This window comes from Bisbaumannia salifodinae (genome assembly GCF_055388505.1).
Window position 1 is genome coordinate 2,477,951 of sequence record NZ_AP043781.1, and the last position, 15,778, is coordinate 2,493,728.

Genomic DNA, 15,778 nt, shown 5'->3' on the forward strand with positions numbered 1-15,778 from the left:
CCTCCGAACGACTAGCGCGTCCGGCACATCTCGGCGGGATGGCGAAGCTGCGCCAGCAGATAGGCCTCGAGATCCGCCGCCACGCCCATCTCGCGCAGCGCCACCGCCATGCAGGCCAGCCAGGCGTCCCGCTCCTCGGGGCCGATATCCAGGTGACGATGGGCGGCGGGGATGGCGATGGGGCCGAAACGCTCCCGGTAACGGCGGGGGCCACCCATCCAGCCGATCAGGAAGGTGGTGAGCTTGTCGCGGGAGACATCCAGCGATTCCGGGTGCATGGCGCGGATGCGTCGCGCCTCGGGCAGGCGCTCCATGGCGGCATAGAAGCGCGCCACCAGTTCCTCCACCGCCGCCTCGCCCCCCAGGGCCCGCAGGGTGCTGTCGCCCACGCCGAATAGAGACGTCATTGCCTCACCTCATTAGTGTCGATAGCGCTGAGCCAGGCGGCTTCCAAGCGCGCGTCCAGGGGCAGTCCCGCCAGGCGGGCGAGGGTAGCGTCCTCCACCCATTCCTGGTCGAGACCGCGCTGCCAACTCTGACCGGGGAGCTGCCCCGGTTTTCCCGTCAACGCATCCAGCGGGTGGCCCTGGCCCGCCTGCAGCGCCATGATCATGGGTTCGTAGAGGGCCGATAAATTGAGCTGTGGCAACCGCCGCTTCAGGGCGCGAAAGATACGCAACCCTTCGGGGTCCATGTCCCCCCAATAGGAAGCATTCGGCAAGGCCAGCAGGGTCTCCAGCGATACCCCGGGCAACCGCTCCCCCACCAGTCGCATTCGCTCGGGCCGTGACAGGGCCTCGCCCAGGGAGAGGCCGTAGCCGAAACTGCAGATCAGCGCCAGCTGATCATCGATGCCCAGCTCACAGGCCTGGGAAAAACTCTGGGGATTCTCGATCAACATCAAGCCCCTTGGGGCTCGGGGCCCACTGGCCAGGACCCAGGCCACCGGGGGACGAAAGGACGTCACCTCGATGCCAAAGGCACGCAGCAACTCCTGGGGTAGCGAAGTCAGCAGCTTGCTGCTGCCCAGCAGATAGCGAGCGCTGACAGCATAGGCGCCCTGCTCGTAGGCGGCCGGTAGCGCCGCGGCCAGGTCCCGCAGCCCCGCGACCAAGGCCGCCTGATCCGGGGCCGACCAGTCCCCCAGGGTACCGTCCAGGGCACGCTCCCAAGCCCGGGACTGCGCCGGCGTCAGCCCCAGTTCGACCGCGGCCCGGGGCAGGCCTTCCACCAGCGTCTCACTCCAGTTCGCGTCCAGGCCAACCCGCGGATTCAGTCCCAGGCGAGCGGTCAGGCTGCCCCTGTCCGCGGCCGCCAGGATACCGGCCCGCCACAGTCGCTCCAGACACTGCCGGGCCTCCAGGTGGGTCCCGCAGGCCCCGAGTGTCAGCAGCCGCTCCACCAGGGTCTTCGCCTGCCAGCGCTTGGCGGTGCCATGACGCCGATAGTGACGCAGCCAGGCGGCCTCCAGCCACGCCAGCAGCTCCCGGGCCGGCGCATCCAGAGTGGCCAGCACCCGCTCCCGGACCTCGCTCATGTGGCCGGCTCGCTGATGTGGATACCGAACAGGCTGGCCTCGCCGCTGGAGCGCCCCAGGGCCTCGGGTTCGGTGATCCGGCCGTCGCGCACCATCACGTGGCCGCCCTGCCCCTGGGCGCCGCCGATCACGCTGCCCACCAGGTAGGTGGGGAAGATGCCCGGGTCATTCTCGTAGTTGGGGTTGTGGATCAGGCCGATCATCTGGAAGCGCCCGCGGGTATTACGCAGCGACTCCAGGGAGTCCTGGATCAGGCGACGATGGGAGAGCTTGGAGAAGAGCCCGTCCAGCAGGATGACGCTCTCGCGGCTGGCCCGGGCGCGGCGCTTGTGGTGACCGGGCAGCTCCCGCAGCTCACGCTCGATGGCGAACTCGGAGAGCTTGACCAGCCACATCAGCGACACCGCCTCCCGCTGCCCCTCGGACATGTCCTCGTTGAGGGAGAAGAGCCGCCCATGGGGACGGATCGCCTCATGCTTGAGGCGGATCGACACCTCATGGAAGAGGCCCCGGTAGATGCGCCGGCGAATCTGCCGCAGCAGGTCCTCGTCGCGGCGGCGCGGCTCGCCGCCGTCGCGCTCGGCGCGGCGCTGCAATAGCGCCTGATGCTCGTCGATCTCCACCAGCAGGCCACGAATCAGCTCGCTCAGGGCCTCGGAGCCGATCAGCGACGCCTTGACCTCGAAGAAGGCGCCCCCCTCGCCGTGGCTGCGCGCCACCCGCTTGAGGATATCCAGGTTGCCGGCGGCATCGCCGATGATCGAGCTGAGTCGCTCCACCAGGGTGCCCTCGATCTGTTCACGGGACTCCTGCAGCCGCGTCACCCGCCCCTGGTGCAGCTCGAGCTGCGCCTGGAGCTGCCCATGCAGCGACGCCAGGTCCTCCAGGGCGGCGGCGCCGGCGTCCTGGAAGGCCGCCAGCCGCGCCCGCTCGGTGTCGCTGAAACGCTGGCTGCGGGCGGCGGCGTCCAGGGCCTCGGCCAGGCGCTCCGCCAGTTGCGCCACCTGGCGCGCCTGACGCTCCCGGCTGCGCGCCCGTTCGCCGAGATTGAGTTCACCGAGGGCATCCAACAGGGCCTGCTGACAGGCCTCCAGCGCCGGGAGCTCGAGGGCCTCGGTATCGGCCGCCAACTGCCGCCAGCGCTCCAGGGCGACCTGGCGCGCCTCCCAGGCCTCGGCCTCCGGGGGCCACTGGGCGGCCTGCTCCAGGTCATCCAGGGCCGCCAGGCGCCGCGCCCAGCCCTCGGGCAACTCCCGCACCACCCGCAGCCATTCGCTGGCCAATTGATCGACCCAGCCCAGGGCCTGGGTCAGGGCGCTCAGGCGCTGCACCAGGGCCTCGCGCTCGCCGCGCTTCGCCTTGAGGGTCTCGCGCAGTTCGCCGCGCTCGCGCTTGACCCGCGCCAGTTCGCGGGTCAGCCGCTGGCCGCCACCGCCGGCATCGCGCACCGCCAGGTAGGCGCGAATGCGCGCGAAATCGAAATCGGCCCGCCGTGCGGCCCGGGCCAGCTCGGTCTCGAGCCGCGCCTGGGCCTCGGCGGCACCGGCCATGAAAGTATCGCCGCCCTCGGCCTCGAAGCGGGCCAGGGCACGCAGGCGATCCCGCTCCCCATCGGCGAACAGGCCGCGCCGCGCCGCCAGCAGTTCCTCCAGGCGACGCTCGCCGGCATCGCGCCGCGCCGCCGCCTCGGCCAACTGGGCCCGGAGGGTCTCGCGCTCGGCCTCCACGACGGCGAGCCGGGCCTCCAGGGTCGCCAGGCGCTCGACGCCGCCGGCATCGGCGAACTGCTCCGCCGCCAGCCAGGTCTTGCCATGGGCCGCCAGCTCGGCCTCCGCCTCCTGGTGGCGAGGCGTCAACTCGGCCAGGCTCGCCTCGGCGGTGAGACGCGCCTCGGCGGCCGCCTCCAGGGCCACCTCGCCGCCCTCCTGGAGATAACGCTGATAGTCGTCGATCGCCGCCAGGGCGGCCTCGGTCAAGCGCGGTGCCAGCTCGGCCCGCTGGGCGTCGAGCGCCTCACGGCTCGTCGCCAGCCGCTCCAGGGCCTCCACCACGCCGGCCTCGTCCGCGGCCTGGGCCTGGAGGGCCAGGGCGAAGCTCTCGCCATGGGGATCGAGGCGCTGGCACTCCTCGGCCAGGGCGGCCCGCCGCTCGCGATCCGCCGCCAGGCGCCGTTCGGTGGCCTCGCGCAGCTCGTCGAGATAGCGCGGGTCGAGGGCCGCCTTGACGGCCAGGGTCTCGAGGCCCTGCACGGCGCCCAGGGGCGGTTCCCCGGCGGCCAGGCGCCGGGCCAGTTGCCCCGCCTCCAGCACCGGCAGGGCCAGGCCCGCCTCGTCGAGTTCGCCGGCGGCGGCCTCGGCGGCCGCCTGGCCCTCCACCACCGGGGCGAAGAGCACCCCCGCGGCCTGCACCAGCCACTCGCGGCGCCGCGCCGGATCGGCCTCGGGGTCGTTGAGCACCTCGTGCAGGGGGCGCCAGGCGATCCCCGCCGTGCTCAGCCGCCGCTCGGCCTCGGCCTCCACGGCACGCCGCTCCAGGGGGTCCCCGGCCAGGCTGGCCAGGTAGGCCTCGCGCTGGGCGAGGCTGGCATCCAGCGCCTCGGCCTCGCCCAGCAGGCGCGGGTAACGGCGCCGGGCATCCTTGAGCCAGGCCGCCGGGGCCAGGTCACTGCGCTCGGCGAAGTCGAGTCGGGCCTGGTGCAGGGCGCGCAGCCGCGTCTCCTCCTGATCCAGGCGGTGCGCCTCGTCCTCCAGCTCCCGGGCCCGGGCCTGCAGCCGGCCACGCAGGTGCACCGGCTCCTCGTCGCCGTGCAATTCGGCGTAGTGCCGAGCCGCCTCGGCCAGGGGCGCCAGCCGCGCCTGGTCGCGCCGGGCCTCATCCAGGTCACGCTGGGCCTGGCGACACGCCGCCTCGAGCTCCGCCAGCTCGGTCTTGCGGCGGGTCCAGAAGCCCTGGGGCGAGGCCTCCGGCCAGCCCGCCACGAAGGCCTGCCAGGGCGCCTGGCCCTGGGCGAGCAGGCCCTGCTCGCCGCTCAGGCGCTGCTGCTCGTCACGCAGCGTCTCGGCCTGGCGGCGCAGGTCGTCACAGCGCTCCACCAGGGGCACCAGGGCCTCGCGCTCCGCCTCGGCGGCCTCCTCCAGACTCGCCTCCCGGGCCTGTTTCTCCTCCAGCTCCTCGCCGGGGGCGGTGTCCGGATGATGGCGCCGGAAGTCGGCATGCCAGGCCGCCACCTGCTTGAGCTCGCCGACGCGCCCCAGGTGGGTATTGAGCGCCCGGCGGGCCGCCTCGGCGGCCTCCCGGCTGGCCTCGGCGGTCTGCTCGGGCGCCTCCAGCTCCGCCTCCTCGAAGAGTCCCTCGCCCAGGGCCTGGGCATAGAAACTCTGGTTGTCGATGAAATCCCTCTGCTGGCTGGCCAGCCGCTCGGCCTCCTCCTCCAGGGCCTCGCCGCGGGCCTCCAGCTCGCCAAGCTCCCGGCCCAGCTCCTCCTGGTAGGTGCGATCGGCGATCACCTCCTCCCGGAAGGGGTTGCCATCCAGGGCCTCGAAGGCCTCCGCCGCCGCCCCCAGGGTGGCCAGGGCGCGCTGCCGGGCCAGGTCATCGGCGAAGGCCAGGGTCTCGGCCAGCCAGCCGCGGGCCGTGGCGAAGTCCACATGGGTCGGCTCGCGCCCCTGCAGCCAGGCCGCCTCGGGCAGGTGAATCAGGCGTCGGTGCCCCTCCAGGCGGGCCCCGCCCTCCTGCAGCGCCTGACGCACCCGGCGCTCGCTCTCGCCGCTGAGCCGGGCCAGCAGGGCGGTGGCGATGCGTGGCCGCCCGGTGTCGCCCAGGCCCCAGGCGCAACCGGCCACGATCTCGGGCGTCACCTCGTCCGCCGCATCGGGGCGCCGCGGCAGCCCCGGAAAGCCACACAGGGCCTGGCCGCCGAGCAGTCGCTCCAGCCCGGCCAGGCCGGCATCCAGGCCCTCCAGCTCGCGGCGCGCCTCGGCCAGGGCATGCCCCTGATCATTGAGCTCGGCCAGGCTCGCCACCTTGTCGGCGGCGCGGTGCTGGTCGCGCTCCGCCTCCTCCAGGCGATGGCGCAGTTCGGCGATATTGCTCCCCGAGTTGAGGATCACCTCCTCGATCAGTTCCTCGCTCTCGTCGGTCTCGCCGCGCATGGCACCGGAGAGGATCTCCGGCGCCAGCACCTCGAAGAAGAAGGCCTGGTCCGCCTTCTCGCCGCCGCGGGGCTTGATGGCGTTGAAGATCTGGCTCTTGTCGGCGCCGCCCTCCTTCTGGAAGGCGGCCAACTGGGCCAGCTCGCGCCGCGAGACATGGGCGCCCACCGCCTCCAGCCACTCCTCCCGGTTATGGGTCAGGCGCACACCCTGGGCGGCCATGGCCGCCTTGACGTCGCTGTTGGCATAGAGGGCCAGCTTGCCGTCGGCGGTGACATGGTGCACCGGCACCGCCTCCAGGCGCCCCGGGTAATGGTAGAAGGAGAGGCCGCTGCCATCGCTGTAGCCATAGAAGCCGAACACGAAGGTCTCGCCGGCCACCTCGTCGCCGGCGGCGGCCAGCATGTCGCCCTGGCCGGGCGCCCCGCTATGGGCGCGGAACTCCACCCGCAGGTGGCTCCAGCTGCGCCCCGCCCCGCTCACCGCCGCGGGGGAACACTTGCGCCGGGTGCGCGACAGCAGCGTCTTGTCCCGGGAGAGCAGGCCGATCAGCGCCTCGGCCAGTGTCGTTTTGCCGAAGCCGTTCTCCATGCTGATGGCGCTGGACTGGCCGCGCAGGTCGAGCAGCAGGTGACGCATCTTGGCGTCCCAGGGCGAGGCGATATCGCCATGCTTGTTCAGCAGGTTGGCCACCTCGATACGATTGATCACGCTCATGGGGCATCCTCCTCGGCGTCCGTTTCCTCGGCGGCCGTCTCCTCACCGTCGATCCCCGCCGCCACGGGGACGCCTTCTGCCTCGCTGATCGCGCCCCGGGCCAGGGCCTGCAGGTGGGACAACTGGTGGATGCCCACCTGCTCCGCCTCCAGGGCCCCGAGCAAGGTCTGCTGCCAGATATCGCCCTCCCCGGCTTCGTCCCGGGGCGCTTCCAGCAGGCCGGCGCGCACCTGCAGGTCGATAAAGGCGCGCACCCGGCGACTGAGATCCTCGCCACGCTCCTCGAGCAGGGCGCGGCTGGTCTCCGGGGCCGCCTCGCCCAGGTCGCGCAGGGCCTCGAGCTGGTCACGCAGCAGCTCCAGCAGCTCGCCGCTGGCGAAGGTCGCCTCCTGATAGCGGCTGACATCGGAGAGCGCCCGATTGTAGCGGGTATAGAGCAGGGTCTGCATCAGCAGCCACAGCTGCAGGTACCACTGGGCCAGTTCGCCGCGACTCTCCTGGCGCAGGCGCAGGGCCTCGAAGATCGCCTCCCGGGAGAACAGCGGGGGCTGCTCCAGCTGCGGGTCCGCCAGCAGCGCATAGTAGCGGGAGCCCGGGGCGATGCCGGGATAATCCCCGGCCTCGAAGGCGGTCAGGCGCAGCCCCATGCCGGCCAGGAAGTCGCGCAGCCCCTCGCGCTCGGTATCGCTAGCATCGTCGAGCAGGGCGCAGACGTCCCGCTCCGAGGCCTGGCCTTCCCGGGCCGCACGGCGCTTGCGCCCGGCGGGACTGCGTTCGGCGCTGCGGTAGCGCAACAGGTAGGCGACCACTTCGCCCATGTCGGTCATGTTCATTCAGCATTCATCCTTGGCGGTGGCGGCACTCGGGGAAACCACATCGAGGGGCGCAGAGGCCAGGCGCAGCGAGGGGGTCACCTCGCCGCGGATCACCCGGCCATCCTCCAGGGTCACCTCGAAGGGCTGCGGCTCGATGCCCACCCGCAGCCGGGCGTCCAGCAGGGCGGTATCGACGAAGGTATTGAGCAGTTGCGCCAGGCAGTCGCCCTCCTCGAAACGGTGCCAGCCCTCGGCCAGGGCCTCCGGCAGGGCCAGCGGCGCCCTGGCCAGGCGCGCCTTGAGGGCCGGGCCGCGGGCCTCGAGGAAGCGGGCCAGCAGCGGATCCTCCGGGGCGGCCCCCGGCTCGGCATCGAACACCAGGGCGGCGTGGCTGACCTCGGCGCGACGACTCTCCAGCAGGGGAATCAGGCTCACCGGACGCGGCATGGCCACCCTCGGCGGACGCGGCATCAACCGCGCCACCAGGGCATCGCGCAGCGCTGCTGCCGGCGGCGCCGCCAGCAGGCCCCGGGCCAGGTCGGTGAAATCCACCACGCCCATGGACTGGATGCGCCCCTCGGCGATATCGGCGAGCAATTCGGCGAGGCGCCGGGAGAGGTTCTCGATGGCGGTGAGCACCCGGCCGATGGCCCCGGAGAGCACCCGCAGGTCCCAGGCCTCGCCGTCCGGCTGGGCCTCGCACCAGGCGGCGAAGCGCTCGCCGAGCTGCGGGCTGACCAACTGGGCGCGGGCGTCGAGCAGGGTCTGCTGGATGGTCGAGAGGGCGTGATGGTAGTGGCGCTGGTTGTCCAGCAGCGCCGCCAGCTTGCCCTCCCGGGTGGGGTTCTCGCGCACCCGGCGCAGCTCCTGGGTCAGGCCGCGGATCGCCAGCAGGATCTGGTTGGTGATATCGGGGATCCGCGCGAAGTCGCCGCGGGCCAGGGCCGCCAGCACCTTGGCGGCGTCATACTCGGAATAGAGCAGGTCCTCCACCTGGCCGGCCAGGGTCACCGCCTGGCGGCCGCTGGCGGTGAGCCGCACCTGGCCGGTCTGGCCCTGCTTCTCGATCAGGGCGGTGCGCTTGGTGCTGCGCTGGCGCCGCGCCTCCGCGTCCCCCGGCTGGCGGAAGTGCAGCTCGCTGGGGGTCGCGAGCAGGTTGATGACGAAGCCCAGGTCGTCCGGGGAGAGCTCGCCATAGTGCGCCGGATAGGCGGTGCGCAGGTGGGCCAGGCAGCGCCCCTGGGTAACGAAGGCGCTGTTGGTGGCGAAATCCATCTCCAGCAGGTAGTCCAGCAGCAGGCAGCCCAGGTCGAGCCAGTAGCCGTCGCGCAGGCCGCGGCGCTGCTCCTGGGTCACCTGGATAAAGGGCGAGCCGGGCTCGTGGGCGCTGTCATGCAGATCGATCAACCGGGTGGTGGCGACCAGCAACTTGCTCCAGGCGGTCATGGGTCTTCCCTGAGGCCAAAACGGCCATTATGCCAAGCCTGCCGGGTCGGGTCATGGCCGGACGGTGTAAGATGGGGGGCCAGTCACCCCAAGGATGAGGAGCCTCGCCATGGAACCCCTCGACAGCACCCTGCAGCGGGTCTTCGGCTATGACAGCCTGCGCCCCGGCCAGCGCCCGGTGATCGAGGCCATCGTCGCCGGCCGCTCGGCGGCGGCGATCTTCCCCACCGGCGCCGGCAAGTCGCTCTGCTACCAGTTGCCCGCCCTGCACCTGCCCCACCTGACCCTGGTGGTCTCGCCGCTGCTGGCGCTGATGCAGGATCAGCTCGCCTTCCTCGCCCGTCACGGCATCGCCGCGGCGAGCCTCGACTCCACCCAGAGCCGCGAGGAGGCGGCTCGGGTGATGGCGGGGGTGCGTCAGGGCGAGATCCGCATCCTGATGGTCTCGGTGGAGCGCCTCAAGAACGAGCGCTTCCGCGCCTTTATCCGCGGCGTGCCGATCTCGCTGCTGGTGGTCGACGAGGCTCACTGCCTCTCGGAATGGGGCCATAACTTCCGCCCCGACTACCTAAAGCTGCCCGCCTACCAGCGGGAGTTCGCCATCCCCCAGGTGCTGCTGCTTACCGCCACCGCCACGCCACAGGTGATCGAGGACATGCGTGGCGCCTTCGGCATCGCCACCGACGACGTCACCACCACCGGTTTCTATCGCCCCAACCTGCGCCTCGAGGTGGTTCCCACCCCCAGCGAGGAGCGGGCCAGGCGCCTGGCGAGCTGGCTGAAGCCACGCCTGAGCGGCCCTAGCCCCGAACCCACCATCGTCTATGTGACCCTGCAGCAGGGCGCCGAGCGCCTGGCCGCCTACCTGGACAAGGCCGGCCTGCCCGCCCGGGCCTACCATGCCGGCCTGGATCATCAGCGACGCGACGCCATCCAGGCCGCCTTCATGGGCGGCGAGCTCAGCTGCATCGTCGCCACCATCGCCTTCGGCATGGGCATCGACAAGGCCGATATCCGTAACGTGGTGCACTTCGACCTGCCCAAGTCGATCGAGAACTACAGCCAGGAGATCGGCCGTGCCGGCCGCGATGGCGCCCCCTCCCACTGCCTGATGCTGGGCGATCGCGGTGCCCTCACCGTGCTCGAGAACTTCGTCTACGGCGACACCCCCACCCGCCTGGGCATTCGCCGGGTGCTCGGCGAGGTCGCCGCCGCCGGCCCCCAGTGGGAGCTGACCCTCAACGCCCTGGCCCAGGAGAGCGATATCCGCCCCCTGCCGCTGAAGACCCTGCTGGTGCAGCTGGAGCTGCGCGGGGTGATCGCCCCCCGCTACAGCTACTTCGCCGACTACCGCTTCGAGTGCCTGATCGAGCCGGCGGCGCTGGCCGGTCGCTTCCAGGACGAGCGCCGGGCCTTCGTCGAGGCGCTGCTGGAGGCCGCCCCCAAGGCGCGCCGCTGGCACGCCCTGAACCTCGAGACCCTGGCGCGCCTGGGCACCGAGCGGGGCCTCGACGTACGCCGCGAGCGGGTCCTCAAGGCCCTGGAGTACTTCCAGGAACAGGGCTGGATTCGCCTCGAGAGCAAGGGGCTCACCGAGGTCTATGCGGTGACCGGCGAGGTGGCGATCGAGGCCCTGGGCGACGAGCTCCACGACCACTTCCGGGCCAAGGAGCGGACGGAGCTGGCACGCCTGAATGCCATGCTGACGCTGTTCGAGAGCGACAGCTGCCTGAGTCGGCGATTGGCGGCCTACTTCGGCGACACCCAGGCCCCCGAGCGCTGCGGCCACTGCTCCGCCTGTGCGGGCCAGCCCGCCCGGCTGCCGGCGCCGGGCACGCCGGCCCCACCCTCCGGCGAGGCCCTGGCAGCGCACTGCCGGCCGCTGCTCGCGGCGCTGGCGGAGGCCGGCCTGCCGGCCACGGCGGCGCTGCTGACGCGCTTCCTGTGCGGCCTGACCAGCCCCTGGCTGACCCGCCTCAAGGCACGCCGCCTGGACGGCTTCGCCGTCCTCGAGGCGCACCCCTATGGCCGGGTGCGCGAGGCGGTGGAGGCGCTGGGCCTGACCCACGAGCATTAACGCCGTCGGCCTGCCCAGCGCGTCGCCAGATGTACGGGCAGGGTGGAGGCGCTGGGCCTGGCCCGGGAAGACTAGCACCCTCGCCAGCGCCGGGCCGCCAGGGTCACCAGATGCACGGGCAGGGTGGAGGCGCCGGGCCTGGTCCACGAGCATTAACGCCGTCGGCCTGCCCAGAGGGTGGCCAGGTGCACGGGCAGATAGAGGGCCAGGGGCCAACCGATCATCAGCAGCGGCAGGTAGAGCACGGTCGGCAGGCCCTCCTGGGGCACCCCGAAGGGCCCCTCCACCCAGTTGATATTGCGCTCGGCCTCGGTGACGAGGTAGGTCAGCGGGATCACCACCGCGGTGAGCAGCGCCTGGCCGGCCAGGGCGCGGCGGTCGTAGCCCAGGCGCCAGACCGCGAAGCCCGCCACCAGCGGCAACCCCAGGTGATAGAAGGAGAGTCCCCGGGTCAGCAGGGGCTGTTGCGGGTCGAACATATATTCGGTACCGCCGATGGGATGGACGCCGAGCAGCGCCGCCCCCGCCACGTCCAGGCCCCACAAGAGCCCCACCAGGGCCACCGCCAGCCACTGCATGGAACACAGCAGGCGGCTCTCCCGCCACAGGCCAACCAGCAGCAGGAAGTTGGCCAGGTTGCATAGCCAGAAGAAGTTCTGGGGCCCCAGCAGCCAGGCATAGGTCGGCGCCCAGAGCAGCACCCAGAGACTAAAAACCAGCTTCACCCCCAGCGGTATCCCCATCGGCAAGCCTCCCTCCTCTCGTTTATCTTCCTTCTACCCTCTTGCTGCTTCTCTTATTCCTCTCTGCCGATCCCATGGCGCTTGAGCTTGTTGGCGATGGTGGTATGCGAGACCCCCAGGCGCTTGCCCAGTTGGCGGCTGGAGGGGTACTGGGGATAGAGGGCCGCCAGCACCCGGCGCTCCACCTCGCCGAGGATATCGGTCAATTGCCCCTCCAGGTCGATGCCATCGAGGCCCTGGCGCTTGCCCACCGCCGGCAGGCGCAGGTGCCCCGCCTCGATCACCTCGCCCTCGCAGAGCGAGGCCGCCTGGAAGAGCACGTTCTCCAACTGGCGCACATTGCCCGGCCAGTGGTAGCCCGCCAGCCGCGCCAGCGCCTCGGCGGAGAGCCGCGGCAGGGGGCAGCCGATCTGGCGGGCGGCGCGGTCGAGGAAGTGCTCCGCCAGGGGCTCGATGCCATCCAGGCAGTCGCGCAGCGGCGGCACCACCAGGGAGAGTACGTTGAGGCGATGGTAGAGGTCCTCGCGGAAGCGCCCCTCGGCGCACAGCGCCGGCAGGTCCTGCTGGGTAGCGCAGATCACCCGCACGTCCAGGTAGGTCTCCTCGTCGCTGCCCACCCGACGGAAGCCGCCGTCCTGCAGGAAGCGCAGCAGCTTCACCTGAAGCCGCGGGCTCATCTCCCCCACCTCGTCGAGGAAGATGGTGCCGCCCGCGGTCAGCTCCAGCAGCCCCAGCTTGCCCTCCGGCCGTGCCCCCTCGAAGGCGCCGGGGGCATAACCGAACAGCTCGGTCTCGGCCATGGACTCCGGCAGTCCGGCGCAGTTCAGCGCCATAAAGGGCGCCTGGCCCCAGGGGCTGGCCAGGTGACAGGCCCGGGCCAGCAGCTCCTTGCCGGTACCGGTCTCGCCCTGGATCAGCAGGGGGGCGTCGAGGGGCGCCATGCGCCGCGCCTCGCGGATCACCGCGGCGAGCCGCGGGCTGGCCTGGAAGAGCGCATCGAAGCCGCGCAGCTCCTGGCGCTGCACCTGGTAGATGCGCTCGCCGATGCGGTCGGCCCGGTGCAGGGTCACCACGGCCCCGGCCAGGGAGGCCACGTCGTCATCCTTGTCGCTGTGCAGCGGCGAGATATCCGCCAGGTAGGTGGCCTCGCCGAGCTTGAGGCGCAGGCCATTGACCCGGGCGTTGTTGCGGCGAATCAGCGCCGGCAGGTCGAGGTCCGGCAGGTAGCGATCCAGGGACAGCCCCGGCACCTCGTCCACCCTCACCCCCAGCATCTGCCCGGCGGCGCGGTTGGCGGCGACGATATGCCCCTCCATGTCGATGGACATCACCGGGTCGGAGAGCGACGACAGCAGCGCGTCCAGCTCCAGATGGCGGCGCTCGCTGGGCATCAGGCTGACCCGCCTGACGCCGAAGACCCCGGGAATCTGCTCCAACACCGGCTTCAGCGTCGCCAGTTGGGCATTGAGCAGCTGCGGCAGGTAGAGATAGATGGTGTTGCCATGATCGCCGCCCACCTCGCCCCGGGCCACATTGACCCCGTAGTCGGCGAACTGGGCAACGATATCCCGCAGGATGCCGATGCGGTTCTGGCAGTGAAACTTCAGTCGCATAGCCTTCTCGATAAAAAGTGCCGCGGCGCCGCTTTTGGCGTCACGGCCGCCTGACCGGCTTGTAAAGATATCGTGACACCGGTTCCATCGCCTGGCAAGCCACGCCACTCGGAGCGATGTCGTGATTCGGAACACCCCGGCGCCATCCCGGGTCGTAAGAGAAGATTGACGGCACGGGTCCCGGCGTCATGTCGCCCCGCACCGGTACGGCATCGGGCCCACCATGCCCCGTCTACACTGCAAGAGCGTCCACGGCCAGGCCGCAGGAGGTGCTCCATGACGACCCAATATCAGGCCCACCAACCCGATGCCCGAGGCCATATCGCCTACGACGAGGTGGAAAACGCCACCTGGCAGGCGCTGGTCCGCCGCCAGCTCGAGCTGCTCCCCGGGCGCGCCTGCCAGGCCTACCTGGACGGCCTGGAGCGCCTGGCCCTGCCCCGGGAGCGCATTCCCCAACTGGCCGAGGTGGATCGCGTGCTGGAGGCCGCCACCGGCTGGCGCACCGCCCCGGTGCCGGCCTTGATCCCCTTCGATACCTTCTTCGAGCTGCTGGCCCAGCGGCGCTTCCCGGTGGCCACTTTTATCCGTACCCCGGAGGAGATGGACTACCTTCAGGAGCCGGATATCTTCCACGAGATCTTCGGCCACTGCCCCATGCTGACCCATCCGGGCTTCGCCGATTTCACCGCCACCTATGGCCGCCTGGGCCTGGCGGCGAGCCCCGCCGAGCGGGTCTACCTGGCGCGCCTCTACTGGATGACGGTGGAGTTCGGCCTGGTGGAGACGCCCCAGGGCCGGCGCATCTATGGCGGCGGCATCCTCTCCTCGCCCAGGGAGACCCAGTACGCCCTCTCGGAGGCCCCCGAGCACCATCCCTTCGATGCCCTGGATGCCCTGCGCACCCCCTATCGCATCGATATCCTGCAGCCGCTCTACTATGTTCTCGATAGCCTGGAGACCCTGCAGGAGCTGGCCCGGCGTGACATCATGGCCCTGGTCCACCAGGCCATGGCGCTGGGCCTCTATCCGCCCCGCTTCCCTCCCAAGGAGGCGACGAGCGAGTCTCAGGCCACCCATTAAGCCATCATCCGACCGATCAGGAGCCACGCCATGAGCGAACTAGCCCGGGAAAAATGCCAGGCCTGCCGCCGGGATGCCCCCCATGTCACCGCGGAGGAGCGCGACGCCTACCTGGCCGAGCTGCCCCAGTGGCAGATCGTCGAGCGCGATGGCATCATGCAGTTGGAGCGGGTCTTCACCTTCCGCAACTTCCAGCAGGCCCTGGCCTTCACCAATCGGGTGGGGGAGATCGCCGAGGCCGCCGGTCACCATCCGGCCCTGCTCACCGAGTGGGGCAAGGTCACGGTGACCTGGTGGTCCCACGAGCTGAAGGGCCTGCACAAGAACGATTTCATCCTAGCCGCCAGAACCGACGAGGTAGCAGCGTAAATGTTCGAGCAGATTCAGCGGGTGCCCGGGGATGCCATCCTCGGGCTGATCGAGGCCTTCAACAAGGACACCAACCCCAACAAGGTGGATCTGGGGGTCGGGGTCTACCGTGATGCCAAGGGCAACACCCCGGTAATGCGCGCCGTCAAGGAGGCCGAGGCGCTGCTGCTGAAGAACGAGACCACCAAGACCTATATCGGCTCCCATGGCGACCCCCGCTATGGCAAGGTGATCCTGCCGCTGATCTTCGGTGCCGACTCCCCGGTACTGGGCGCCGGGCGCGCCAGCGCCACCCAGTCCCCGGGCGGCACCGGTGCCCTGCGTCTGGCCGCCGACTTCATCAAGAGTCAGCTGCCCGGCAAGGGCATCTGGGTCAGCGATCCCACCTGGCCCAACCACCTGGGCATCTTCGAGGCCGCCGGCCTCAAGCTCGGCAAGTACCCCTATGTGGACGCCGAGAACCGCCTCGACTTCGCCGGCATGCTGGCCGCCCTGAAGGAGATCCCGGTGGGCGACGTGGTGGTGCTGCATGCCTGCTGCCACAACCCCTCCGGCTTCGATCTCTCCCAGGATCAGTGGCGCGAGGTGCTGGCGGTGGTCCAGGAGCGCGAGCTGCTGCCGCTGGTGGATTTCGCCTACCAGGGCTTCGGCGAGGGCCTCGACGAGGACGCCTTCGGCGTGCGCCTGCTGGCCGAGAACCTGGACGAGGTGCTGATCACCAGTTCCTGCTCCAAGAATTTCGGCATCTACAGCGAACGCACCGGCGCCATGATCGCGGTGGCCAAGACCAACGAGCAGATGGAGAACGTGCGCTCCCAAATGGCCATCGTGGCCCGGGAGAACTACTCCAACCCGCCCTCCCACGGCGGCGCCATCGTCACCGAGATCCTCGAGTCCGCCGAGCTGGCCGCCCAGTGGCGCAGTGAGCTCACCGAGATGCGCGATCGCATCAACGGCCTGCGCCAGGACTTCGTGGCGGCCCTCGAGCCCCATGGCCTGGCCGAGAAGTACGCCTGCGTGGGCGAGCAGCGCGGCATGTTCTCCTACACCGGCCTCGCCCCGGAGCAGGTGGATCGCCTGCGCGACGAGTTCGGCATCTATATGGTGCGCTCCGGTCGCGCCAATGTGGCGGGCTTCTCCACCGAGAACCTGGAGTACCTGACCAAGGCCATCGCCGCGGTCAATTAAGCAGCAAGCACTCCCGCTAATCACAATGCCCGGGCCTTG

Annotated in this window: 11 protein-coding genes; 4 read left to right on the plus strand and 7 right to left on the minus strand. The window is 70.7% G+C overall.

Annotated elements, in window-relative coordinates:
• Positions 1–11: 11 nt before the first annotated feature.
• From ACZ5EF_RS11610 to ACZ5EF_RS11630, 5 genes are read right to left on the minus strand one after another with little or no spacing between them, the layout of a single operon-like run.
• Entirely contained in the window at positions 12–407 is a 396-nt protein-coding gene (locus ACZ5EF_RS11610) for a group II truncated hemoglobin (RefSeq protein WP_346064197.1), read from the minus strand.
• Entirely contained in the window at positions 404–1,537 is a 1,134-nt protein-coding gene (locus ACZ5EF_RS11615; RefSeq protein WP_346064196.1) for a Wadjet anti-phage system protein JetD domain-containing protein, read from the minus strand. The genes ACZ5EF_RS11610 and ACZ5EF_RS11615 overlap by 4 nt, the downstream gene beginning before the upstream one ends.
• Positions 1,534–6,405 (minus strand): hypothetical protein, encoded by a 4,872-nt coding sequence (locus tag ACZ5EF_RS11620; protein ID WP_346064195.1) that lies wholly within the window; start codon positions 6,403–6,405, stop codon positions 1,534–1,536. Before ACZ5EF_RS11620 ends, ACZ5EF_RS11615 begins: the two co-directional genes overlap by 4 nt.
• Complete coding sequence (locus ACZ5EF_RS11625; protein WP_346064194.1) at positions 6,402–7,238, minus strand: hypothetical protein; 837 nt, start codon at positions 7,236–7,238, stop codon at positions 6,402–6,404. Before ACZ5EF_RS11625 ends, ACZ5EF_RS11620 begins: the two co-directional genes overlap by 4 nt.
• On the minus strand, positions 7,239–8,666 hold the full coding sequence (locus ACZ5EF_RS11630) for a hypothetical protein (protein WP_346064193.1): 1,428 nt from the start codon (positions 8,664–8,666) through the stop codon (positions 7,239–7,241).
• Positions 8,667–8,775: 109 nt separating this feature from the next.
• Here ACZ5EF_RS11630 and ACZ5EF_RS11635 point away from each other — a divergent pair, with 109 nt between their 5' ends.
• Complete coding sequence (locus ACZ5EF_RS11635) at positions 8,776–10,743, plus strand: RecQ family ATP-dependent DNA helicase (RefSeq protein ID WP_346064192.1); 1,968 nt, start codon at positions 8,776–8,778, stop codon at positions 10,741–10,743.
• A 152-nt stretch (positions 10,744–10,895) separates the two neighbouring features.
• On the opposite strand, the gene ACZ5EF_RS11640 is transcribed toward ACZ5EF_RS11635, so the two are convergent.
• The gene (locus ACZ5EF_RS11640; protein WP_346064191.1) at positions 10,896–11,486 is read right to left on the minus strand and encodes a hypothetical protein; all 591 of its coding nucleotides are present in this window, start codon (positions 11,484–11,486) and stop codon (positions 10,896–10,898) included.
• Between the two features lie 53 nt (positions 11,487–11,539).
• Positions 11,540–13,099 (minus strand): sigma-54-dependent transcriptional regulator, encoded by a 1,560-nt coding sequence (locus tag ACZ5EF_RS11645; protein WP_346064190.1) that lies wholly within the window; start codon positions 13,097–13,099, stop codon positions 11,540–11,542.
• Positions 13,100–13,375: 276 nt separating this feature from the next.
• On the opposite strand from ACZ5EF_RS11645, the gene phhA reads away from it, so the two are divergent.
• From phhA to ACZ5EF_RS11660, 3 genes are read left to right on the plus strand one after another with little or no spacing between them, the layout of a single operon-like run.
• On the plus strand, positions 13,376–14,182 hold the full coding sequence (gene phhA / locus ACZ5EF_RS11650; RefSeq protein WP_346064189.1) for a phenylalanine 4-monooxygenase: 807 nt from the start codon (positions 13,376–13,378) through the stop codon (positions 14,180–14,182).
• A 30-nt stretch (positions 14,183–14,212) separates the two neighbouring features.
• Positions 14,213–14,551, plus strand: a complete 339-nt coding sequence (locus ACZ5EF_RS11655) for a 4a-hydroxytetrahydrobiopterin dehydratase (RefSeq protein WP_346064188.1) — start codon at positions 14,213–14,215, stop codon at positions 14,549–14,551.
• Complete coding sequence (locus tag ACZ5EF_RS11660; RefSeq protein WP_346064187.1) at positions 14,552–15,739, plus strand: amino acid aminotransferase; 1,188 nt, start codon at positions 14,552–14,554, stop codon at positions 15,737–15,739.
• Positions 15,740–15,778: the final 39 nt, after the last annotated feature.

Excerpts from the sequence above, each read along its gene's own strand:
- ACZ5EF_RS11610 (WP_346064197.1), bottom strand. The coding sequence starts at position 407 with ATGACGTCTCTATTCGGCGTGGGCGACAGCACCCTGCGGGCCCTGGGG.
- ACZ5EF_RS11615 (WP_346064196.1), bottom strand. The coding sequence starts at position 1,537 with ATGAGCGAGGTCCGGGAGCGGGTGCTGGCCACTCTGGATGCGCCGGCC.
- ACZ5EF_RS11620 (WP_346064195.1), bottom strand. The coding sequence starts at position 6,405 with ATGAGCGTGATCAATCGTATCGAGGTGGCCAACCTGCTGAACAAGCAT.
- ACZ5EF_RS11625 (WP_346064194.1), bottom strand. The coding sequence starts at position 7,238 with ATGAACATGACCGACATGGGCGAAGTGGTCGCCTACCTGTTGCGCTAC.
- ACZ5EF_RS11630 (WP_346064193.1), bottom strand. The coding sequence starts at position 8,666 with ATGACCGCCTGGAGCAAGTTGCTGGTCGCCACCACCCGGTTGATCGAT.
- ACZ5EF_RS11635 (WP_346064192.1), top strand. The coding sequence starts at position 8,776 with ATGGAACCCCTCGACAGCACCCTGCAGCGGGTCTTCGGCTATGACAGC.
- ACZ5EF_RS11640 (WP_346064191.1), bottom strand. The coding sequence starts at position 11,486 with ATGGGGATACCGCTGGGGGTGAAGCTGGTTTTTAGTCTCTGGGTGCTG.
- ACZ5EF_RS11645 (WP_346064190.1), bottom strand. The coding sequence starts at position 13,099 with ATGCGACTGAAGTTTCACTGCCAGAACCGCATCGGCATCCTGCGGGAT.
- phhA (WP_346064189.1), top strand. The coding sequence starts at position 13,376 with ATGACGACCCAATATCAGGCCCACCAACCCGATGCCCGAGGCCATATC.
- ACZ5EF_RS11655 (WP_346064188.1), top strand. The coding sequence starts at position 14,213 with ATGAGCGAACTAGCCCGGGAAAAATGCCAGGCCTGCCGCCGGGATGCC.
- ACZ5EF_RS11660 (WP_346064187.1), top strand. The coding sequence starts at position 14,552 with ATGTTCGAGCAGATTCAGCGGGTGCCCGGGGATGCCATCCTCGGGCTG.